Below are 23967 nucleotides of genomic sequence, written 5' to 3' on the forward strand. Positions count from 1 at the left end.
GCCCTTGAATAGGATAAATAATAACAATATATTCAGGGACTTTAGCCTGGTCTAGTCAAACGCCTTTAAGGATCGAAATAGGCAGTGGACAGGGGCCAATATGGGATGATCTTTAAAAAAGACAGCCCCTAAAGGAGATCTATCGATTCCTTTAGGGGCTGCTCCTTTTTATTTTCTATTTTCCACTAGGTAATAATTTATTCAATAAGATCGCTGCCAATGAAGCAGCTAGGATAGGTGAGCCTAATAAATACTGCACGAATGTAGGTAAAGAATTCAAGTAGTCACCAGGAATGAGTACCAACGCCAAGGTGATGATCATAGGTAAGGCAATAATGTACATTTCTTTTTCGCCGATAGTTACATTCTTCATTACTTGCACACCATTAATTGCGATGATGCCGCAGATGATGGCGAAGACGCCGCCGATTACAGCGGATGGAATGGAAGAGATCAAAGCGGCGAGTTTACCAGAACAACCAAAGAGGACAAACCATCCTCCTACAGCGAGAAAGACCCGGCGGCTGGCAACACCTGTAATGGAGATGATCCCTGCATTAGTTGAATAACCTGTAACAGGAGTCGAACCGAGCACAGAGGCAATAAGACAGCCAATTCCTTCTCCAATTACGCCGCGGTTAATATTTTTGTCTGTCAAAGGTTTATTGATTACATTGCTGACCGCAAACCAGGTGCCTGTTGTTTCAGCCAGCAGCACGATATAAATAATAACCATGGTGATAATAGCTGAAAAGTTAAAGGAAAAGCCGAAATCAACAAAAGCGATCCGCGGCATGCTAAACCATTTGGCGTTGCTTATCGCTGAGAAATCTAAAACGCCCATAATATTAGCGGAAATACATCCGACTACTAACGCCATCATTACGGAAAGAATTCGGAAGATAGATCCTTTATTACGGAACAAAGTACCAAGAACCACAAAAACAAGTAGTGTAGCGCCTGAAATGAGGGCTAATAATACATTTTGATTAATTGAAGCGCCGGAGGCTCCGTAGATATTATCTCTGATCGCAACAGGCAATAAAGATAGACCTACAATGAAAATGATTGTGCCACCTACGATAGGCGGGATAAAGTTTTTAACGATTTTATTAAAAATCCCCGCATAACCCAAAATAATAACCAGGATAGCCCCGATTAAGCTGGCACCTAACACGGAGCTCCAACCGAGCTCCCCACCACCACTAGCCGCATAAATACTGACGATCGCACCCAGCGGAACATAAGAAGGACCTTGAGCGATAGGCAGCTTCATACAGAAATAGGTTTGCACAATCGTTGCAAGTCCTGCGGCAATAAAGGTGGATTGGATTAACGCGCTGGACTGATTGGGCTGTAAGCCGATTAACATCGCAATAAGGAATGGCACTACATAGACATCCATAGCCAATACATGTTGAAAGCCGAGAATGACGGATTTACTAAATGAAACTTTTTCATCGGGTAGAACAGTTAGTAGCTGTGATTCTAAATGTGCTTGCTCTTGTACGTTTGCTTGTGTTTTCACTCCGATGCCCACCTTAAGTTTTCTAGTTTAATTAATCTTTAACGCGAATGAACTTTTTCACCCTGTACCCAGACTTCACGGATATTTTCAGGTCTAGCCAGGTACATTATCTTTTGAAAAATATCTTGCAAATCTTCACTCTCATCAAAGACGGGCAATTTCGCCGAGGGTACCTTCGTATCGATTATTTGAACATCCCATGCATAACCTTCTAGTAACCGGCCGATAGGTAAGCTTAAGCTTTCTCCGCCGCCAGCGGTAGCAAGATAAAAGGATTCATGGATCGTAATTCGTGATCCGGGTACTCCGCGGTTTTGTGCAGAAAGTGAGGGATTCACACCATCCTCCAGCATTCTTGAAGACATTACGGCTTGTCTAATGTTATCGAAGAGACTAGGTGAAAAACCTCCGGAAATATCAGAGCCTAAACCAATCTCAACGCCTTTGGCATGGAAGTCAGCGATCGGAATGACACTATTGGCAAAATACGCGTTGGATATCGGACAATGAGCAATAGCTGTTCCTGTCTCTGCAAACAAATTCACATCATCTTCATCTAAAAAATTACAATGTGCCATTACAGATTTATCACTGAGCAGACCAAAATCATGCAAGGCAAAAGCATCGTTCTTCTGGAACCGTTCTTGCACATAACCGTGCGCCCAATCACTTTCACTACAGTGCGATTGAACATACGTATCATATTTAGCGGCTAGTTCTCCCAAGCCTTGTAAAGCCTCATTAGTGCAGCTTGGAATGAACCTTGGTGTCACTACTGGATATACGCCTTGTTTAGTAGATTTAGCGAGTTCTTGTACAGCTAGTATAAATTCTTCCGTATCCACTAGTGCGGTATGGGTGTCGGAGTCGCGGTAATTCTCAGGATTTCCCTGCGGATCGTCCATAACCACTTTTCCAACGAGTCCACGTTGCCCTTTTTTCGCACATATTTTAGCCAATAATAAACTGGCCTCTTTATGCACCGTTGCAAAATAAAGTGCTGTAGTTGTTCCGTTTGCGAGCAAAGTGCCAACCACGTCATCGTAGACTTTTTTTGCAAAAGCCAGGTCCGAGAATTTAGACTCCAGTGGGAAGGTAGAAGTATTTAGCCAATCATAGAGTGGAATATCTAATGCAGTTCCAGATTGAGCCCATTGTGGCGCGTGAACATGCAGGTCGATAAAGCCGGGCAAAAAATACTGGCCTTCAGCTAATACATGAAAATTGTCCTGACCTTGATAAGCATCAAGCAAGGGTTGATAGTCGGGGTGCTTCGGTGCAACAATCATTTCTATCATCCCATCCGTGTTGATACAGAAAAGATGGTCCTTTAAAATTTGAATTTCTTTTGGGGATAGGCTAGAAAATGAAGTGCCTAGGAATATTTGCATATATTTTCTCATAATTTCCGCCTTAATGTTCGTCTTTTGGTGTGCATTCGTTATTATAATCCGTGAAAAAGGATAAGTCCAGACCAAAAGTCGAATAAAGGCGTAATTGACGGATAGGAGGAGCTGAGGAATTGAAAGCGAATATGACGCATAGACGTCACGTTCGCTAGGCTAGAATACAGAAAAAGATAGAGGGAAGTAAAATGCCAAAACATGAATATAGAAAGCATGAAAAGGAGTTATATCAACCCAAAGCTAAGCCGCAATTATTAGAAGTTGGGAAACAGAAATTCATCTGTATAAAAGGTAAAGGTGATCCTAATCATGAGGATTTTTCAGAAAGAGTCGGGGTTCTATACTCTCTGGCCTATGCGGTGAAAATGATGCCTAAAAATGGATTTACTCCGGAGGGTTATTTTGATTATACGGTATATCCACTCGAAGGATTATGGGATTTGACAGAGGAAGGTAGAAATCACAAGGATTTAATAAAAGATGAATTACTATATACAATAATGATAAGACAACCGGATTTTGTAACAAGAGAGACGGTAGAAAGAGCTTTTGAGATAGTAAATAAAAAGAAACCTCACCCCCTATTGAAAGAGGCATATTTTGATGAATTAGAAGATGGCTTATCGGTGCAAATCTTGCATATTGGTTCATATGATAGTGAACCTGAATCATTCCAACAATTAAAAATGTTTATAGATGAAAACAATTATGTGCTAAAAACGCTTGTTCATAGAGAAATTTATCTGTCGGATGCTAGAAAAGTAGAACACGAAAAGTTGAAAACCATTTTAAGATATAGAATTAATAAAAAATAGCAGGTCGGCTTCGATTCCTTTACGGTTATAGGAAATGAATGCGGTTACCATCTTGTGATATAATAGATGAAATCGATCGATAGTTTGAGAAAATTGGATTAGGAGTGTTGCCTGGATGAGAAGATACAACATTTGGCGCCCGTTGATGTTAATTATTGTTGCTGTACTTACAAAAAGCTTGGTCACTAACCTGTGCATTTTGTTTGGTATGCAGGCTGAAGCAGCGAGTAGTATGGGAACGCTGGGCATGGTCATTGCCGGTTTAGTGATGTACAATCGCATGACAAATCGCCGTCGTAAATAAGGTGGCCGGATAGATTATAAACGTCTGGTTATTATGTTATAGTAAAGATTGAAATAAAACTTGTATCGACCTGAAAAGGAGTACTTCATGACACAGTTTGTCTACAAACAAATTATTGATGACTTAAAAATGAAAATTTTTGCTGGGCAGTTTCCCGATATGAAATTACCGGATGAACGAACGCTTAGTGAAACTTATCAAGTGAGTCGTAGTTCTATTAAAAGTGCTCTGACTAAAATGGCAAATGCCGGCATTATTTTTAAAAAGCGTGGCTCAGGGACATTTATAAATCCTTTATACATAAAAAATGAATCTATTTTTAACTACGAAGGCTCTAATTTAGGTGTCACCGACAATTTTCAAATGAATGGGAAGAAGCCAAAGATTAAAGTTCTGAAATTCGAGGTCATTCCACCAACGGAAGAACTGCAACGGGATCTGTTTTTAGGACCACATGATTTTGTATACAAAATCGTTCGCTTGCGTCTTTTTGATGATGAACCCTTTATGATTGAAACGGGTTATATCCCAATCAAAATCGTGCAGAACTTAAATCAGACTATTATTGAAGGATCTATCTTTAATTATTTGGAGGATTCACGGAACCTGGCGGTAACCAAATCCTTTTTATCGATATCCGCAGAACCCTCTGAGGCTACGGATCAAGAGCTGCTGCATTTGCAGGCGAATGAACCAGTAAGCATTATGGAAGGGATTTTCTTTTTAGATAATGGCACACCCTTTGAATTCTCCCATATGCGCTTCCACTATAAATACTTAAAATTTAATACCTTTGTGTCCGTTCATTAAAAGTAAGACTGGGGAATTTTTCTCGGTCTTATTTTTTTTATTTTGCGCAAAATAGATGAAGGACGAGTAGCAAATATCCCCGCAAACTACAGCCCATATTTTTACATATATATTAATATTGACGTATTTTTACAGACAATTGACACCGTTTTTCATACTATGTTCATATTTTCACAAAATTGGACCGTATCATTTGTTGAAAAGGTTGAATTAATTTTTGGCGGCGGTATGATGTACTTGTGGAAGAAATTACGGCAATGTAGACACAGAAAAAATTTTGGGGAGTGGAAGAAATGGTATTATCCATGGATGTTGATTACTCATCAAAAACTTATTTAGAGAAGCTTGATGCATACTGGCGCGCAACTAACTACATCTCTGTAGGTCAACTGTATTTGAAAGATAATCCGTTGTTAAGAGAACCGCTGAAAGAAGCAGACGTAAAGATTAAGCCAATTGGACACTGGGGAACTATTCCCGGCCAGAACTTTATTTATGCCCATTTGAATCGGGTCATTACTAAATATGATTTGAATATGTTCTATATCGAGGGTCCTGGTCATGGCGGTCAGGTCATGGTTTCGAACTCCTATCTCGATGGTAGCTATACTGAAATTTATCCGGAAATTACACAAGATATCTCAGGTCTGAAGAAATTGTTCAAACAATTCTCTTTCCCAGGTGGAGTTGCTTCCCATGCTGCCCCTGAAACACCTGGATCGATCCACGAAGGTGGCGAATTAGGTTATTCTCTATCCCACGGTGTAGGTGCAATTCTGGATAATCCAGATTTAATCTCCGCTGTTGTTATTGGCGATGGAGAGGCTGAAACTGGCCCATTAGCGGCTTCATGGTTCTCCAACCGGTTCATCAATCCAGTTACTGATGGTGCAGTTCTGCCGATCTTGCACTTAAATGGTTTCAAAATCAGTAACCCGACGATTCTGTCTCGTCAATCCAAAGAAGAAATTACTGCATACTTTAAAGGTATGGGTTGGGAACCGTTCTTCGTTGAAGGCGAAAATCCTGATCTAATGCATCCAGAAATGGCTAAGGTGCTTGATACCATCGTAGAAAGAATTGAAGCGATTCAAAAGAATGCACGTGACAACAATGACCTTACGCGTCCGGTTTGGCCAATGTTGGTCTTCCGTTCTCCTAAGGGCTGGACGGGTCCAAAGCAATGGGATGGTGTTCCGAATGAGAACTCGTTCCGTGCCCATCAGGTGCCGATTCCAGTGGATCAAAAGAATATGAAACATGCTCCAGCGTTATTGGAGTGGATGAACAGCTATAGACCAGAAGAATTATTTGATGACAATGGTCGTCTGAACGCTGAACTTGCTGAGATTCTGCCAACTGGCGACAGACGTATGGGAATGAACCCAGTTACTAATGCTGGCAACCAGATTAAAGATCTAAACTTACCCAATTTCCGTAAGTTCGCACTTGATAATTCCAAACCAGGTGAAGTAATAGCACAAGACATGGCCGTTCTGGGTAAATACATGAAAGATGTTATCTCTCTGAACGAAGAGAACCGCAATTTCAGAATTTTCGGACCGGATGAAACAATGTCCAACCGTCTGGGACCTGTCTTTGAAGTGACGAAACGTCAATGGTTGGATCAAGTGATTGAGCCGAATGATGAATTCCTAGCTTCTTATGGCCGTGTTATCGATTCCCAATTGTCTGAACATCAGGCAGAAGGTTTGCTTGAAGGTTACGTATTGACAGGTCGCCATGGTTTCTTTGCAAGCTATGAAGCTTTCTTGCGTGTCGTGGATTCGATGATTACTCAGCATTTCAAATGGCTGCGTAAAGCAACAGATCAAAGCTGGCGTGCGGATATTCCATCATTGAATGTGGTAGCAACTTCAACTGTATTCCAACAAGACCACAATGGTTACACTCACCAAGATCCAGGTTTGCTAGGTCACTTGGCTGATAAAAAACCAGAATTTATCCGTGAGTATTTGCCGGCTGATGCGAACTCCTTGCTGGCTGTCTTTGACACCGTCTTAAATGACCGTCAAAAAATTAACTTGATCGTTTCTTCCAAACATCCTCGTCCACAATGGTTCAGTGCGGATGAAGCACAAGAGCTGGTGGATAAAGGACTGAAGATTATTGACTGGGCAAGCACCGATCAAGGTGGAGAGCCTGATGTTGTCTTTGCTTCTGCAGGTACAGAACCAACTATCGAAAGCTTGGCTGCAATCTCTATCCTGCATGAAAAACTGCCGAACCTTAAGATTAGATATATCAACGTGGTAGACTTGTTGAAACTGAGAAGTCAAAAATTAGATACGCGTGGCTTATCTGACGAAGAGTTTGATCAATTTTTCACAAAAGATAAACCAGTTATCTTCGCTTTCCACGGATATGAAGGTCTGATTAAAGACTTGTTCTTTGATCGCCATAACCATAACCTGCACGTACACGGATACCGCGAGAATGGCGATATCACAACACCATTCGATATGCGCGTATTGAATCAAATGGACCGCTTTGACTTGGCGAAGGAAGCTGTTCTGAGCTTGCCTAATGCTAACGACTATAAAGCGATCGCAGATGAAATGGATGCTATCGTTAAGAAACATCACCAATTCATTCGTGAAGAGGGTATTGATTTGCCAGAAGTAGAGAACTGGGTATGGAAAGCTTTGAAATAAGCGTATAGCCAGTACCATAGGAAGTAATACAAAAAGACACCTTTAGAGGTGTCTTTTTATTTGTGTGCGCCCAGCATGGGCGCTATCTATAGGGTTGAAGTCCCGAATGGCGAAGGCAGTAGTAGCCATTAGCTTAAGGCAAGGGTGTCCACCGCGAGGTGGAATCTGAAGGAAGCCAGCGGCAAATCTCCGGTCTGAGGAATACGAACTTCATACAAGGCTAACGTAGGCTGGATGAGGTTGCACAACAAACCAAAGTCCATACTGCCAAAGGCGTACGAGAGTAAATGAAGCAGATAGATGGAGGGGAAGATAGCGTTCTTACCTGGGGAGATCTGTGTGATAGGCGAGTATACTTCGTAACCCTACTTGTGAGAGTAGGCTGAGTGCACAGAAGTCAGCAGACGCCATAGTACGCAAGCTGTTGCAACAGCTGCGGAAGGGCTGAACATGGAATAGGATTTATACATCCAGGCGTTCAAGATGAGCGATGAATGCAGAAAAAAAAATCCGAAAGGACCTGACTGAAGAAGGAAACGGTGAATCCCGTGGGGGACTTCAGCAGGGCGGAGTTCATCTTTGGCACAAATGGAAGGTATAAATCACGTAAAGAGAGGTTAAAAAAAAAATGTTGGAGCAACTGCTATCACGGGAAAATCTTCTGCAAGCCTTAAAGCGTGTTGAAGCGAATAAAGGAAGTCATGGCGTAGATGGGATGTCCGTAAAATCCTTACGAGAACACATCGTACAAAACTGGCAGACCTTGCGGCATGCCATAGAAGAAGGAACCTATGAACCGAGCCCCGTGCGCCGAGTCGAAATCCCGAAACCCGGTGGCGGAGGTGTTAGGTTACTAGGAATACCTACCGTGACAGATCGAATGATCCAACAAGCAATCGCGCAGGTGTTAACTCCATTGTTTGATCCAGAGTTTTCCGACCATAGCTATGGATTCCGTCCGAAAAGACGAGGGCATGATGCGGTGAGGAAAGCTCGAACCTTTATGAAAGAAGGCTATCGATTCGTAGTCGACCTAGACTTGGAGAAATTCTTTGATCGCGTCAACCATGACCGACTGATGATGAAGATTTCGGAGAAAGTGGAGGACAAGAAAGTTCTCCTGCTTATCCGCAAATATCTTCAGTCAGGTGTGATGGAGAACGGGTTAGTAACCCCGACAACGGAAGGTGCCCCGCAAGGCGGTCCACTGAGTCCGTTATTATCTAACATTGTCCTAGATGAGCTCGACAAAGAACTCGAGAAACGTGGGCACCGCTTCGTTCGTTATGCGGATGATTGCAATATTTACGTGAAAACGCTAAGAGCAGGAGAGAGAGTCAAGACAACGGTCACCCGATTCATCGAGACGAGGCTAAAGCTGAAGGTGAACCAAGTAAAGAGCGCGGTAGACCGTCCCTGGAAACGAAAGTTTCTAGGATTTAGTTTTAGTGTGGACAAAGAACCAAAGGTGAGAATTGCGAAGCAATCCTTACAGAGAGTCAAGGTTCGAATACAGGAGATATCCTCTCGAAAGAGATCGATGAAGATGGAAGAGCGAATCAAGGAACTAAACCACTACCTCATGGGATGGTGCGGTTATTTCTCGCTGGCGGATACCCCAAGTACCTTTCGAGATATGGATAAATGGATACGAAGAAGGCTACGAATGTGCCTCTGGAAGCAGTGGAAGACCCCTAGAACCAAAGTCAAAAGACTTATATCCTTAGGGGTACCTAAGGATAAAGCCTATGAGTGGGGAAATACCCGAAAAGGGTATTGGCGAATTGCAGGGAGTCCAATTCTACAACATGTATTGAATAACCAATATTGGGAAGCCAATGGATTAAAGAGTGTATTGGACAGATACAACTCCTTACGGAATATTTCATGAACCGCCGTATATCGAACGGTACGTACGGTGGTGTGAGAGGTCGGGGGCTAGCCGCCCCCTCCTACTCGATTCAAGTAACCATACAAAACAATTATAATCATTTTTTCATCTTTACCACTGTAAATATATGTGAGTAAATAGGTGGGTAAAGAAAGGGGAGAAATGTATGACATCTATTGATAAACTTCCCAAGTCTATAGAAATACAGCTTACAGAACAACCTTTATTTCACTCTGTATCTGATTTAATGAAAGATGGGCAATTCGGTGAGCAGTGGCTTGTATTGACTGAGAAGGAGGTTTCCGTTTGGGGGACGGACGGGAAACTGGTCTCAAAGCTTCTAGTCTCGAATATTACCGATGCCCGGGTAGTAGGCGGGGTAGGCGGCGGTTCGTTGCTTGTGGATACCCAAGCGGGGCCTATTATACTTATACGTTATACAGCATCACTTACCTCTATATTTGGTTTTGCTGCTAAATTAATTGGCGCTGTAGCTAAAGGCGAGGAACGGCCAACCGCTTCTGAAAAAGAGTTTCCAAGAAATTGTCCAAAATGCCGCAATCCGCTGCCGGAAGATTCACAAGCTTGTCCGGTGTGCAAGAGTAACGGCAAGGTTCTATTTCGGATGTTGAGTTACGCTAAGCCTTATAAGATCCAAATGATCGCTGCGGCGATTATGTTGATTTTTACTACATTGGTAGAGCTTGTTCCACCATTTTTGACGAAGATGATCGTTGATAATGTGTTGACAGAAAAGGATATGGGCTCGACGCTTCTATGGATTGTGATCGGGCTAGCAGCCACGTCCTTAGTAATAACTTTAATGCAGACTGTACGTGGACTTATAGGGGTATGGATTGGTTCCAAAATCATGGGTGATCTTCGTCATGATGTGTATCATTCCTTGATGAAATTATCTTTATCTTTTTTCGACCGAAGACAATCTTCGCAATTTATTGGACGGGTGAATAATGATTCAGAGGCGATGCGGCAATTTATGACTGACGGTGTAATCTGGGTCTCGGGTGAATCGCTGCGGGTAATCGCTATTTTCACTATTATGTTCAGTATGGATTGGAAGCTAACGCTGCTTGCTATGCTGCCTATGCCGCTTATGGTGGTGCTGTCGACCGTGTTATGGCCGATGATTGGCAGACGTTGGTACCAGCAGTGGAGATCTATTTTTAGATTAAACGCTTTGGTTGGCGATTCTTTGCAGGGGATTCGTGTAGTCAAAGCATTCGGCCAGGAAACAACAGAGATGTCACGTTATACGGTCGCCAATAAGGAGTTGGTGCGGCATAATATTCGGATCGAAGGCTTATGGCAGGGGATGTTTCCTGCTTTTGCGTTGGTTGCTGGTGTGGGTACGTTATTAATTTGGTTTTATGGCGGAAAAACGGTGCTGGAGGGTCAATTATCCATCGGTACGCTAATTGCTTTGGTGACCTACCTTGGGATGCTTCTCGGACCTTTGCAGTGGGTGAGCCAAATGATCAACTGGGCCAGCCATGCGATTTCAGCAGCAGATCGGGTCTTTGAGATTATGGATACTCCGTCAGATGTGCCTGATACAGTAAATCCAGCAGCCATCGGCCGCGTAAATGGTGAGGTTGAGTTTAAGCGGGTTACTTATGGATACGAAAAACATCATCCTGTGCTCAAGAACGTGGATTTAAAAGTGGGTGCGGGCGAGATGATTGGTCTGGTCGGACATTCAGGTGCCGGTAAGTCGACGTTCATTAATATGATCTGTCGCTTCTATGACACAGATGAGGGAACCATTACCATCGATGATGTGGACATCCGAAATATCAGCCAGTCAGATCTGCGTAGTCAGATCGGTGTAGTGCTGCAGGAGACGTTTCTATTCGACGGAACGATTGCTGAGAATATTGCCTATTCTAAACCGGACGCTACGGAATTAGAAATCATGCGCGCTGCAAAAATCGCCAACGCCCATGATTTTATCGTTCAATTGCCGGATGGCTATGATACAAGAGTTGGGGAACGTGGACATAAATTGTCTGGTGGAGAGAAGCAGCGAGTGTCTATTGCCCGAGCAATAATTCACGATCCACGAATTCTAATCCTAGATGAAGCAACAGCTTCTGTAGATACAGTGACCGAGCGGCAAATTCAAGAAGCGATCTCGCGACTGGTAAAAGGCAGAACGACATTCGCGATTGCCCATCGATTATCCACGCTAAGAAATGCGAACCGGCTTGTAGTGCTTGAACGCGGTAAGATCATTGAAGTGGGTACACATGAGGAATTGCTTGCAGCAGAAGGTGCTTACTTCAAGCTAGTTGAGGCACAGAAGGAAATGTCGCAGATTAAGGGGGTTGAGATGCATGAGTGATCCGAATCTTGTTAACGGGGAATTGAATCCTAAAGATCCCTATGAGATTAACATTCTTGAACCGGGTGCAATCTCTTTTAGCCGCAGTCAAGGTGGCGTGTTTCAAGGAGTAGTGGAGGGTCAGGTCTATGAGGAATTAATTCTTTTTCGTATATTTCCATTCCAATATACCACGGAGTATATTTCAGTTCGTAACTCCAAGAGTGAGGAGATCGGAGTCATTCGTGACATTGATCAGCTCGATGAAGAAAGTCGCGTGGAAGTGGACACAGAGCTCCGGCTGCGGTATTTTCTTCCGGTTGTAACCCGCATTGATTCTATTAAGCAAAAAGCGGATATGTGGATTTGGGAGCTGCAAACGAATCTGGGCCAGACCCGGATCGTTATGCGGAACCTGCACGAGCATATGCAATATCCAAGTCATAAGCGAATCATTCTTACAGATATCAATGGGAAAAGATGCGAAATCCGTGATTATCTAGCCCTGGATGTTCAGAGCCGGAGCAAGCTGAAGGATGTTTTATAGTCTAGTTGTGAAAAAGCTCCGCAGCCATTTGTTGATGGTCTGCGGAGCCTCTTTTTTTTATCCGTAGATTCTACGAAGGAAAAATTGATGGCGTTCTCTCATTGGTATGGTAATATATCACAACCGGATCTTTTGCATATGGGAGGTATGTGAGTGAAGCGTAAATGGATCAATTCGCCGTACACCTTTGCTTTAGGGATGTTTGCGATGATGGTTCCAAGTCAGGCATTTAGTTCATTTTACAGTTACTTTTATGTAGAAAAATTAGGATTGGGCATTGGACTAGCTACATTAGCCAGAACAATCTTTCTGATCTGGGATGCGGTAAACAATCCGTTATTTGGTTATTGGTCAGATCGCACAGAGACTCGTTTAGGTCGACGCAGACCATGGGTATTTGGCTCAATTCCGTTATTTATGCTGGCATTTGTACTGGTTTTCTCCCCTCCCGGCGGATTATCTGAGAATGGATTGTTCACTTGGTTTTTAGTCACACTTATTTTCTATGAGGCAGTCGCTACTGTGTTGTGGGTGAACTATGGAGCGTTACTCCCGGAGCTCTTCCGAGGAGACCGTATTCGGGCAAAAGCTTCCGCGATTCAGCAAGGCTATCAGGTCGTTGCTTTGTTAATCGGTACTGCCTTAACGCCAATTATTTTTGCAGCTATTAATTTCTCTAATATGGCTATAGTGTATGCCTGTCTCTTTGGAGTATTTATGTTTTTATGTATGATGAATGTCCAAGAAAAGAAGGAGCCCACAGAGCAGGAACCCTTGAAGTTGATTCCAGCTTTTCGGGAGACCATTCGGAATAAAAAGTTTTGGGTGTTTAATATTTCGAACTCTTTTGCTCAAACGGTGAATGGACTTGTAAGCTCGATGATTCCTTTTTATGCAAAATATGTACTTCATATCTCAGAGGCTCAGGTATCGATTTTACTCGCAGCTGTGTTTGTTTCGGTCATTCCATTAGTATTCGTGTGGTACTGGATGATTCGTAAGATGGACGGGGTCAAGGCGTGGCGGTTATCACTGATTTTATATGCGTTATCGGTAATTCCGTTATGGTTTGGTTATGATCTCTTAAGTGGTGTGGCTGCTGGCGTAGTTGTCGGTTTCGGATTAGCCGGATTTCTAGTGACCCCAGCAATAGTAGGTGGCAAGATTATTGATGAGGATGCGGAAAAAACAGGTCTGAGAAGAGAAGGAATCTACACGGCTGTAAGCGGATTCATTACTCGTTCAAGCGGGTTAATCTCTGCGTTAGCTTTTTTCATTGTAGGTATGATCTTTGGCTATCAAGGCGGTGATGACCCAGGGTCCAATCCTGAAGCGACATTTAGGTATTTAATAAGTGTGGTGCCATTATGTCTGTTGGCCATAGCTGTTGTCATATCCTTCACAATGAAATTTACATTTATGGACTCTTTGAGAGGTGAGGCTGACTATGAACAAAAAATTAATCATCAATTGTGATGATTTTGGACAAAGTCCCCCCATGAATCAGGCGATTAAACATCTGCTGGAAGAGGAAAAAGTATCCTCCGCAACGATTATGGCGGTGGCCCCTGGGTTTGAGGAGGCATCTGCATGGTGTAGTCGCAGGCAACAACGAAATGTGGGACTTCACTTGACGATGACTAGTGAATTTGAGGCTTTGCGCTGGGCGAGCCTGACGGGAGAGACTTCTCTTCACGACGAGAGCGGACATCAATATAGGACGGTAAAAGAGTTCGAACAGGGAGCGCAGACAAAAGCCGTACTAAAGGAGATAGATGCGCAGTACGAGCGAGTAAAACAGTCGGGAATAGTGATTAGCCATGTAGACAACCACATGGGTAGTTTATACGGAATGGAAACAGGACGCAGCTTGCTACCGCAGACGTTGTGGAAAATTTCGCGCTGGGGATTGCCCTCACGATTCTTCAGATACATCCATGCTGAGGATCCGCTTTTGGCATCGCTGAAAAATATTAAACGACCAGTTGCCCTTGGAGCAGGGCTGGCGGATACGTTTGGGGTGCCGATTCCCGACTATTTGCTATCGCATCCTTTTGGTGTAGAGGAAGGCGAGACGTATGAAAGTTTTAAAAGATCTATTATTGCTAAGCTGTATTCGTTGCCGGATGGCGTTAGTGAGACCTATATTCATCCCGGGATAGACGATCCATGGATGCAAGCAAATATTCCGCACTGGAGTAAGCGCGTTTGGGAGTATAAGTTACCCTTTGATGATGATTTTACCTATGCCCTCTGTGATGCTAAGGTTGAAATGACGAATTATCGTTATGTACAGGAGCAACTAAAGCGTCCACGGTTAAGATCTGCAGGCAGATTGTTAAAGAAACTGATAAGCTCATGAGCAAAAATAAAAGACACCTTGAGGGGTGTCTTTTGATTATCCCATTAATCCTTTTAGCCCATTAAGGAAGGGGGAAATAGATTTAATCATATTGTAGCCCATCTTCATAACCGGCATAGTTTTTTGTACCATTCCAATAAAGTTGCCGATTCCTCCGAACCCCCCGAATCCGCCAAATCCACCGCCTCCGGAACTGGCAGCCCCTGCTCCTGCGGAGCCTAGAGCGCCTCCACCCATTCCGAAAAGTGAGCCGAATAAGGGCATTAATCCTGATACGTTTGCTTTCCGAGAGCGGGAAGAAGAGTGTTTTTTTGATTTTTTGTGTTTATTTTTACGCGGTTTGGAAAGGGTCAGTCCATTCTTATCGAGGCCGGTTATCCATCCTACATACGTACGTCCATCATGTAGCGTAATGCATACGGGTCTACCTTTCAGCTGTTCAGCACGTTTGCGAATCTTCGTTGTATTTGCCATTTGCGGATCACCTCATTGGTCTATTTACTTCTATATTACTCAGATATTTTTGTGTTGCTTGTGCTGGTTCATCATAAAAAAATATTTGGGAGCAGTGATTCTTTATGTACTGCTGTCTCTGGGACTGCCTTATGGGGAATTTGCAATGGGAGGAAGGCATAGAATTATGCCTCCACAAATGAGAGTCGCGTGTGGAGTTTCAGTAGTGATACAGCTAATTGCCATCCTGTACTTATTGCAGGCAGGTAATGTGATCTCTATTGGATTACCTTTTGATAGAAGGGTATGTTATTTTTTTGCCGTCTATTTAATTCTTAATACTATAATGAACTTATTGTCGAGGAGCATGAAAGAAAAACTTGTGATGACACCCTTATCTCTAATAACTGCAATCTGTTTTGGGATTACTGCTATGAATGGGTAAAAAGTAGTGCCGGATATAGATTCGACTTTTCTAGACTTTATATAGGATTGTTTTTAGGACACATCTGGTGAAGATGTGTTCTTTTTGCATCTATTGACTCTTGACCTATAAAAACGGATTCATAAGTCTAGGTCTTTCTTCTTATGTTATTATATTTAACATAGTTTTATATTATTTTTACAATTATATGATAATTGGTTATGTTTGTGTGATATAATATCACAGAAATTATGTGAAAATGATAGGGAGGACTAATATTATTATGGGATGGAAGACACGATGGAATAAGCCGATTGCTTCTGTATTAGCAACTGCAGTGCTTTCTTTGCAGGTGTTTGGAGGTATTGGTTTGGGTGCAGCTTGGGGTACAGATAAAGCTGAAGCAGCATCCGCAGCCACAGCCAAACTCCGGCTGATGAGCACGACGGACGTGCACACCAATGTCTACGGCTGGGACTATTTTAAGAATGCGGCTTCTACAACTGTAGGACTTGATCGGACAGCTACGTTGGTTACTTATGCTAGGAGCGAATATCCTGATAATAATCTTCTGCTCGACAATGGGGACTTGATTCAAGGTACGCCATTGGGTACTTACATCGCGAATGAAAGTAATTTAGTAGAATCAGAGACTAAGCTACACCCTATGATTGCGGCTATGAATATTATGGAATATGATGTTGCGACTTTTGGTAATCATGAATTCAATTATGGGCTGGAATTCTTAAATCGGACTATTAAGGGCAGTGCTAATAACCCATTGAGTGGTGCGGACTTCCCCTATGTAAATGCCAATATATATATTGATGATAAAGATGGTAATCCAGATAATGACGTAAATGCTTTTGAACCTTATGTCATTCTTGATAAAAAAATAGTGGATAGCGATAACCAGCTCCGGGATATTAAAGTCGGTGTGCTTGGTCTTGTGACCCCGCAGATTATGGAATGGGACAAGGTTAATCTGGAAGGCAAAGTCATTGCTAAGGACATTGCTGAAACAGCAGCAAAATATGTTCCTATCATGAAGAGTGAGGGTGTCGATGTAATCGTAGCAATGGCACATACCGGCTTCGATGCAACCGCAGTTGCGGGTACTGGTGCAGAGAATGCTATCAATCTTTTAAGTAAGGTTGACGGTATTGATGCGATTACCTTCTCACACACTCACAAAGTGTTCCCAACAGTTGATGATAAATCCCTTGACGCTTCTTTCAAGGATCCCCTAACAGGGCAGGCGTATAATAACGCTCAATCTGTTGTTGATAATGTTTATGGCCACATTAATGGGACTCCAGCCGTGCAAGCGGGTTATGGTGGGGGTTACTTGGGTCTGATTGATCTCAAATTGGTGGAAGTAGGCGGCAAATGGGAAGTGGACAAAGATAAATCCATCGCCTCAACCCGCTCCATAGCCAATGCTATACCGGATGCTGCTGTTGATGCTGCTGTTGCAGCAGATCACCAAGCTACTATTGACTATACAGGTCAAGAGCTAGGTGTTACTACCGCTCCGATGAACAGCTATTTTGCAATGGTTCAGGACGACCCTACCGTGCAGATTGTTACCAATGCCCAGAAGTGGTATGTGGAGAAGTATATTGATACCAATCTTCCACAGTATAAAAATCTTCCAATTCTCAGCGTAGGTGCTCCTTTCAAGGCTGGACGTAACGGTCCTTCAGAGTACACGAGTATTGAGAAAGGTCCACTGACTATTCGTAGTGCAAGTGACTTGTATTTGTATGACAACACGCTGAAAGCCATTAAAGTTAAAGGCTCTGTTGTTAAGGAATGGGTTGAAATGAGTGCGGGTGCGTTTAATACTATCAAAGTAGACAGCACAGCTCCACAAAGTTTGCTGAATGGGGAGTTTGCTGTTTATAACTTCGATGTTATTGATGGCATTAAGTACACAATCGATGTAACCAAACCTGCAAAATATACTCCTACCGGTGTTATAAACGATGCTTCATCGAGTCGTGTGAAGCAAATTACGTATAAAGGAAAAACATTGGATCCTAACCAAGACTTCATTGTTGTGACTAACAACTACCGTGCGAGTGGCGGAGGGAATTTCCCAGGTGTGAAGGGTTCGGAGATTCTAGTCGATTCCCAGGATGAGAATCGCCAGATCCTTATGGACTACATCAAAGAAGTAGGTACAATAGATCCTTCTGCGGATGGCAACTGGTCTTTGGCTCCACTTTCGGATAACGTAAATCTCACGTTTACTTCGTCACCAGAAGCGGCGAAAGTTATGCCGGCCAACATTAAGGACACTGGTGAAAAAGATGTTAAGGGATTTAGTATTTATAAATTGGCTCTACCAGCTAAGGACGTAGAAGTTCACCTTCTTGGAATTAATGATTTCCACGGTCAACTGGATACGGTGTCTGTCGTCAACAATAAGAATGTGGGGACAGCTGCTATTCTTGCGACTTATCTGAAAGAAACACAGGCTAAATACGATAATTCTCTACTCTTCCATAACGGAGATTCCGTAGGTGCATCTGCTCCAGTATCTTCGCTTGAGCGCGATGAGCCGACGATTGAGTGGATGAACTTGATGAGATTTGATGTGGGCTCCCTAGGAAACCATGAATTTGACCAAGGTGTCGATGCATTGATGACACAGCTTTATGGCGGCGTGGACCCTAAGGACAGCAATGTTACCCACAAGGGTACCAATTTTGATTATGTTAATGCGAATGCGGTAGATGCCAAAACTGGCGAGCCGATTATTAAACCTTATGTAATCAAAGAAGTAGGCGGTGTGAAGATTGGCTTTATTGGTCTTGTAACAAAATCCACACCAAGCAAGGTAGCGCCTTCCGGTACGGCCGGCGTGCATTTCCTCACGCCTGATGAGGAAGTGGCGGCTGTGGAGAAATACGCTAAGGAGCTTCAATCTAAAGGTGTTGAGACGATTATCGTGCTTGCACATGATCCTGCAACAACCAAAGATGGTGTGACTACAGGTGAAGCGGCTGATCTAGCCAATGCGCTTCCTGCGGAATCCCCTGTTGATGTTATCGTTGCTGGTGATAACCATGCACTTGCAAATGGAACAGTAAACGGCAAGCTGATTGTACAAGCTTATTCTTACGGTACAGCATTTGAGGATATCAAGTTGATCATTGATCCTAAAACAGGTGATGTGAAGGACAAGTCTGCTGTGGTAACTTCCACCTTCCATGAGGGTGTAACACCAGATCCGGAAAGTGTGGCACTGGTTAATGCTTACCTTGAGAAGCATCCTGAGCTTACCCAACCAGTAGGTACAACGGACGGAACTATCACTCGTACCGATGCTTACAATAATGAGGCTGCACTTGGGAATCTGATTGCTGACTCTATGCGTAATGCTGACTTCGGCGATGGTGCAAAAGCTGCCGATTTCGCCTTTATGAATCCAGGCGGTATCCGTGCGGACCTTCCAAAAGGTCCTGTAACCTTCGGCGATCTGGCTAAAATTCAGCCATTCGGCAACACGCTTGTGAAGCTGACACTAACTGGAGCGCAAATCAAAACATTGCTGCAACAGCAATGGAATGTAAAAGCTGATGGAACACCAGATATCAAAACGCTGCAAATTTCCGGACTGAAATATACAGCGAATATGTATCTGCCAGTAGCCGATCGTATTGCGAGCCTCACACTAACTGATGGAACACCAATTAATCCTACGCAGAAATATACAGCAGTAGTAAATAACTTTATGGCTGCGGGTGGAGATAACTACAAGGTTCTGACTCAAGCTAGTGATTCATTGGCTGGACCTATTGATTTGGACGTATTCTACGACTACATTGTAAAAACGTTTAATGGCAAAGAGATTAAAGCGGCCATTGAAGGACGTATTATTAATAAATTAAAGGCTGATTCGGGATCGGGCAATGGCAGTGGAGGCGGTTCTACCGGTGTAACTCCAACGCCTACTCCAACCGCGAAACCAACAGCAACACCAGCACCATCAACAGCACCAACGGTAACACCTGCACCAACTACTGCGCCAGCAGCAAACTTCAAGGATCTGGGTAAGGTAGCTTGGGCGCAAGAAGCTATTGAAGCATTGGCTGCTAAGGGCATTCTGAAAGGTCTGGATGCAAATACTTTTGCGCCAACCAAAACAGTGACTAGAGCAGAGTTCGTTACGATGCTGGTACGCGCACTGAATCTTACGGGTTCAGCAACAACCAGTTCGTTCAACGATGTTAAACAAGGAGTTTGGTACACGGATTCTATCGCCCTTGCGGTGAAGGCTGGACTTGTACAAGGCTCTGGAAATGGCAAATTTGAACCGGGTCGTGAAGTGACTCGTGAAGAAATGGCCATTATGGTTGCTAACGCACTGAAAGACAAACTACAGCCGATTGATAAAAATGCAGCATTGGGTAAGTTTGCAGACAAATCCAGTATTGCTCCTTATGCACAAGAGGCTATCGCACAGCTAACTCAATTGGGAATCGTCAACGGTGTTGATGGTGGGAAATTTGCACCTAAGGGTATAGCTAATCGCGCTCAAGCAGCGGTTATCATCTATCGCATGCTTGGACAAGTATCATAATTCTATTGTTCTAACTAAAAGTGTATCGATGATCCTCGTGAGGGCATCGATACACTTTTTTTAAATATAAGAAAGTATAAGTGGCACCAATACTCTTATAGTCTTCCCTTAAACGCTTACTGTCCTTACAAGGACGCCGATGGCGCTTTTACTTGTTAAATTTGTTGTTGCTCTTTCTGTGAAATCATGTTAACTTATATTCTGCACTGTATTTTTTAATATTTTGTGCGGTCGTGGCGGAATTGGCAGACGCGCACGGTTCAGGTCCGTGTGGGCTAACCCCCGTGGAGGTTCGAGTCCTCTCGACCGCATACCTAAGTGCATATAAACAGGCAATACTTTTGAATCGCTCTTCAACCTGAAGAGCCTTTTTCTATTTATACGCATAATTCAATTTGACAAACTCTATGTAAAAGAAGTGAAGCAAAGATGGAGCCTAATGTAGGTGTAAATACGAAGCAAAGTGTGCGGTTTCTGGAAAAGTATTTCTCTGGTGAATCGATAGATTATCGTCAGATGATTGCTTTATTCATCCCTATCCTAGTGGATCAGGCCTTTGTGGTGGGTCTTAATCTAGTGAATACAGCTATGATAAGCTCGTCTGGTGTGGCAGCTATCAGTGCGGTCAATATGATAGATTCTCTTAATATTTTTCTCATTAGTGTGTTTATTGCCGTCTCAACAGGTGGGACGGTTGTTGTTGCGCAGTATAAAGGGAGCGGCAATGACCTCATGGTGTCAAAAGCTACGGCAGGTGCTACGTCATCTGTTTCGCTGATGGCATTTGCTATTGGGATGTTCGGAATTCTTTTTCACAATCCGCTGTTAAATTTACTATTTGGAGCGGCCTCACCAGAGGTTATTGAGAACGCCCGAATATATTTGATTGGGAGCTGTATCTCTTATCTTGGTATAGCTGTTGTGGAGGCGGTATGTGGTGCTCTTCGTGGAATTGGTAGAACGAGGGCCTCGCTTGTGCTTTCGCTAATTATGAATTTAACTTATGTCTTATTGAATCTCGTCTTTATTAACCTGTTGCATATGGGTGTTCTGGGGATGACCATTTCTATAAATATAGCTAGATACCTGGGGGCGTTTTGCGCACTTTATTATCTATTCCGATTGGACAACGATCTGCATATCCGTATTCGCGATCTTGTAGTGGTTAAGCTGTCTATGCTGAAAAAAATAATGTTCATCGGGATGCCGTTTGCGGCGGAGCAGATGTTCTTTAATGGTGGTAAAATTCTGACTCAGATCTTTATCGTTAGTCTGGGTACGTATGCACTTGCGACTAATGCGATTGCCTCCTCCTTTGCAGGGATTATGCAAATCCCCGGGAATGCGTTGTCCTTAACGATTATTACAGTGGTGGGACAATGTATGGGAAGCAATAATGTTAAGGATGCTCGAAAATTTATTAAATCATTCCTTGTCACCTCTTCTCTTTCCCTGGTGGTAATGGGGTTGCTGATTATGCCTTTTTTCAATCCGTTAGTGTCGATGTTCCATCCTCCTGCTGAGATTGTGGGAGATATCTTCCTGATTGTGCTCATCAATACGATTGCGCAAATTCCGTTATGGTCCATAAGCTTTATTACACCTTCGGCGCTTAGAGCGGCAGGGGATTCCAAGTTTACCTCCATGGTTTCGATGCTTACGATGTGGCTGTTCCGTGTAGTGCTCGGATACATCTTAGGTATTGTTCTGAACTTTGGTATACTCGGCGTTTGGCTGGCGATGAACTGTGAGTGGGGGATCAGAGGTTTGATTTTCCTGCGGCGATTTATGGGCAAGAAATGGGTTCAGCATCGTGTTATATAATAGATATAAAAAATCAAAGGACACCCTGAGGGGTGTCTTTTTTGCATGCTCTGATGAGTGCCTCTGGAGAATGCAGCTTGAGTATTTCTTGGGTAGCGGGGTAATAATATGTAGGAATTGCGTCTTTATGCTTACTAAAACACACAACAAGGAGTCTTGCACAATGTCACATTTCGTTAGATCCGTTACTTCACCAAAGAAATTTATCTCCGGCCATAACTTACTTTCAGATCTGAATGAGTATATTAAGGCGTTTGGCGATCATGCCTATGTGATCTGTGATGAGTTCATTTTGGAACGTGCTAAAAAAGAGGCGGGAAGTTCCATCGAAGGTGCGGGCAATAAGGCTACTTTTGAAAAATTCAATTTTGAATGTACTCAGGAAGAGATTAATCGTAATCGGGAACTTGCCCGTAAAGCTGGGGCGAATATCATCGTGGGTATCGGCGGAGGTAAAACACTGGACACCGCCAAAGCTACTGCTTATTATGAGAAGCTGCCTGTAGTTATTTTTCCGACGATCGCATCTACTGATGCACCATGTACAGCGCTGGCTGTCATTTATAATAAAGATGGTTCATTTGATCAATACTTATTCCTCCCAAGTAATCCGGATGTAGTCTTGGCTGATACAGCGATTTTAGCTTCAGCGCCTTCCCGTTTTTTCGCAGCTGGAATTGGCGATGCACTGGCTACTTATTTTGAAGCCCGTGCTTGTTATGCCTCTAATGGTGACAATCTCGTACTCATGAAACCTTCTACAACGGGTCTAGGTATATCAAGACTTTGTTATGAAGCTCTACTTAAGAATGCGGTAAAAGCTAAACGTGCGGTCGATCAGAAACTCTATACACGCGCGGTGGAGGAAACCATTGAAGCGACAATTTATCTAAGTGGTGTGGGTGCTGAATCTGGTGGTCTGGCTGCCGCACATGCTATCCATAATGGGATGACAGCCGTTCCTTCACTACACAAAGCTCAGCATGGTGAAAAGGTTACGTTTGGTCTTTTAGCCCAGCTAGTACTGGAAAATGCCTCAAATGAGGAGCTGGAAACTGTCATTAAGCTTATCAAGGATGTAGATCTTCCGCTAACCCTCGCCGATCTGGGGTGTACGGAATTTATCGAATCCGAATGGCGCCAAGTTGCTGAAGCTGCTTGTGCAGAAGGAGACACAATGGGCAATATGCCGTTCCCGGTTACTCCGGAAGATGTGTACAATGCGATAGTGGTAGCGAACTCGCTGGCAGAGTCTTATAAATAACTAGCACAACTAATATGCAGTGATAATGAAGGCACCCTTGGGGGTGCCTTTTGTTTTTATATAGGGTAAGCTTTTGAAGTACTGTAGTGGTAAAATTTTGCATATAGCTATTGGCTTCGGCACTTAATCGCGGGATAGGGTGCCTACAGAAACGAGATTATTGCTAATCGCCCCGCGCTGTGCCAATTGTACTCTATGTAATAAGGAGGAAGGAAAGATGAGAAAAAACCAATTGGGTTATCTAATCCTTATTATCATAATTATTGGAGCGGTAATAATAGCGGTAATTCACGGAAATTCGGAGCGTCAGAACAAGCGGGCAGCAGGAAGTCCTGGGATGGATTATGTGCGCAAAGAGTACACGGAAAGTGCGTCGCTGAGAGTTGCAACGGTTTGCAAACCCTTATTTGGAGGGTCGGGTTATCAGGTAGTGCTGGAGGATTCACGTGGGCAATCGTATTATGTCATTATCGTTCTCGGAACTACACGTAATCTTGTCACTATGGACGATCTGACGAAAGAGGTGCGGGAAGGTACATCTGTATTTCCATGCCACCAATAAAAAAATGATAAATGAATTGGATTTCATCTATATGATCATTGGGAGGCACTCCTATGGGGTGTCTATTTTTGTTATATTAGATTGAATTTTGTTATTTATTTTCGAAATAACTAACATATATGCTAACGTAAAATATAAAATAATTATAACAAGAGGCAATATTTTGATTG

Annotated in this window: 17 protein-coding genes and 1 tRNA gene; 14 read left to right on the forward strand and 4 right to left on the reverse strand. The window is 43.2% G+C overall.

What is annotated here, in order from left to right:
* Positions 1-175: 175 nt before the first annotated feature.
* Together MHH86_RS01070 and guaD are read right to left on the reverse strand one after the other, a co-directional pair.
* A complete protein-coding gene (locus MHH86_RS01070) occupies positions 176-1528 on the reverse strand; it encodes a solute carrier family 23 protein (RefSeq protein ID WP_076317023.1) in 1353 nt (450 codons plus the stop codon).
* Positions 1529-1566: 38 nt separating this feature from the next.
* A complete protein-coding gene (gene guaD / locus MHH86_RS01075; protein ID WP_076317024.1) occupies positions 1567-2931 on the reverse strand; it encodes a guanine deaminase in 1365 nt (454 codons plus the stop codon).
* A 191-nt stretch (positions 2932-3122) separates the two neighbouring features.
* On the opposite strand from guaD, the gene MHH86_RS01080 reads away from it, so the two are divergent.
* From MHH86_RS01080 to MHH86_RS01095, 4 genes are all read left to right on the forward strand, one after another.
* On the forward strand, positions 3123-3749 hold the full coding sequence (locus tag MHH86_RS01080; RefSeq protein ID WP_076105224.1) for a GyrI-like domain-containing protein: 627 nt from the start codon (positions 3123-3125) through the stop codon (positions 3747-3749).
* A gap of 115 nt (positions 3750-3864) precedes the next feature.
* Positions 3865-4053 carry a hypothetical protein gene (locus MHH86_RS01085; RefSeq protein WP_076101096.1) on the forward strand — a complete coding sequence of 63 codons (189 nt, stop codon included), beginning with the start codon at positions 3865-3867 and terminating at the stop codon, positions 4051-4053.
* Positions 4054-4140: 87 nt separating this feature from the next.
* The gene (locus MHH86_RS01090) at positions 4141-4863 is read left to right on the forward strand and encodes a GntR family transcriptional regulator (protein WP_036687196.1); all 723 of its coding nucleotides are present in this window, start codon (positions 4141-4143) and stop codon (positions 4861-4863) included.
* A gap of 293 nt (positions 4864-5156) precedes the next feature.
* Positions 5157-7538 carry a phosphoketolase family protein gene (locus MHH86_RS01095; RefSeq protein WP_342479592.1) on the forward strand — a complete coding sequence of 794 codons (2382 nt, stop codon included), beginning with the start codon at positions 5157-5159 and terminating at the stop codon, positions 7536-7538.
* Between the two features lie 128 nt (positions 7539-7666).
* Here MHH86_RS01095 and MHH86_RS01100 read toward each other — a convergent pair whose 3' ends face one another.
* Entirely contained in the window at positions 7667-7801 is a 135-nt protein-coding gene (locus MHH86_RS01100) for a hypothetical protein (RefSeq protein WP_256720279.1), read from the reverse strand.
* 365 nt (positions 7802-8166) lie between these two features.
* Between MHH86_RS01100 and ltrA the strand changes: the two genes are divergently transcribed.
* The 5 genes from ltrA to MHH86_RS01125 all read left to right on the forward strand — a co-directional run bounded on the left by ltrA (position 8167) and on the right by MHH86_RS01125 (position 14679).
* Positions 8167-9429 (forward strand): group II intron reverse transcriptase/maturase, encoded by a 1263-nt coding sequence (gene ltrA, locus MHH86_RS01105; protein WP_076317345.1) that lies wholly within the window; start codon positions 8167-8169, stop codon positions 9427-9429.
* A gap of 166 nt (positions 9430-9595) precedes the next feature.
* Positions 9596-11791 (forward strand): ABC transporter ATP-binding protein, encoded by a 2196-nt coding sequence (locus MHH86_RS01110; RefSeq protein ID WP_036687198.1) that lies wholly within the window; start codon positions 9596-9598, stop codon positions 11789-11791.
* Positions 11784-12317, forward strand: coding sequence for a DUF1854 domain-containing protein (locus MHH86_RS01115; protein WP_051491493.1), 534 nt, complete (start codon positions 11784-11786; stop codon positions 12315-12317). Before MHH86_RS01110 ends, MHH86_RS01115 begins: the two co-directional genes overlap by 8 nt.
* 153 nt (positions 12318-12470) lie before the next feature.
* Entirely contained in the window at positions 12471-13793 is a 1323-nt protein-coding gene (locus tag MHH86_RS01120) for an MFS transporter (protein ID WP_076141434.1), read from the forward strand.
* Entirely contained in the window at positions 13765-14679 is a 915-nt protein-coding gene (locus tag MHH86_RS01125; protein WP_340887700.1) for a polysaccharide deacetylase family protein, read from the forward strand. Before MHH86_RS01120 ends, MHH86_RS01125 begins: the two co-directional genes overlap by 29 nt.
* Positions 14680-14715: 36 nt before the next feature.
* Here the strand turns inward: MHH86_RS01125 and MHH86_RS01130 are convergent, their stop codons facing one another.
* Positions 14716-15153, reverse strand: coding sequence for a hypothetical protein (locus MHH86_RS01130; protein WP_038568163.1), 438 nt, complete (start codon positions 15151-15153; stop codon positions 14716-14718).
* 686 nt (positions 15154-15839) lie between these two features.
* Between MHH86_RS01130 and MHH86_RS01135 the strand changes: the two genes are divergently transcribed.
* The 5 genes from MHH86_RS01135 to MHH86_RS01155 all read left to right on the forward strand — a co-directional run bounded on the left by MHH86_RS01135 (position 15840) and on the right by MHH86_RS01155 (position 23797).
* The gene (locus MHH86_RS01135) at positions 15840-20147 is read left to right on the forward strand and encodes a bifunctional 2',3'-cyclic-nucleotide 2'-phosphodiesterase/3'-nucleotidase (RefSeq protein WP_342479593.1); all 4308 of its coding nucleotides are present in this window, start codon (positions 15840-15842) and stop codon (positions 20145-20147) included.
* 227 nt (positions 20148-20374) lie between these two features.
* Positions 20375-20458: transfer RNA gene (locus MHH86_RS01140), tRNA-Leu, on the forward strand.
* A 118-nt stretch (positions 20459-20576) separates the two neighbouring features.
* Positions 20577-21971, forward strand: coding sequence for an MATE family efflux transporter (locus MHH86_RS01145; protein WP_326046961.1), 1395 nt, complete (start codon positions 20577-20579; stop codon positions 21969-21971).
* 163 nt (positions 21972-22134) lie between these two features.
* A complete protein-coding gene (locus MHH86_RS01150) occupies positions 22135-23235 on the forward strand; it encodes a glycerol dehydrogenase (protein ID WP_076147678.1) in 1101 nt (366 codons plus the stop codon).
* A 217-nt stretch (positions 23236-23452) separates the two neighbouring features.
* A complete protein-coding gene (locus tag MHH86_RS01155; protein ID WP_076147676.1) occupies positions 23453-23797 on the forward strand; it encodes a hypothetical protein in 345 nt (114 codons plus the stop codon).
* The last annotated feature ends 170 nt before the right edge of the window (positions 23798-23967 follow it).

The organism is Paenibacillus sp. FSL F4-0097, from assembly GCF_038593125.1.
Classification (GTDB): domain Bacteria; phylum Bacillota; class Bacilli; order Paenibacillales; family Paenibacillaceae; genus Paenibacillus_AQ; species Paenibacillus_AQ odorifer.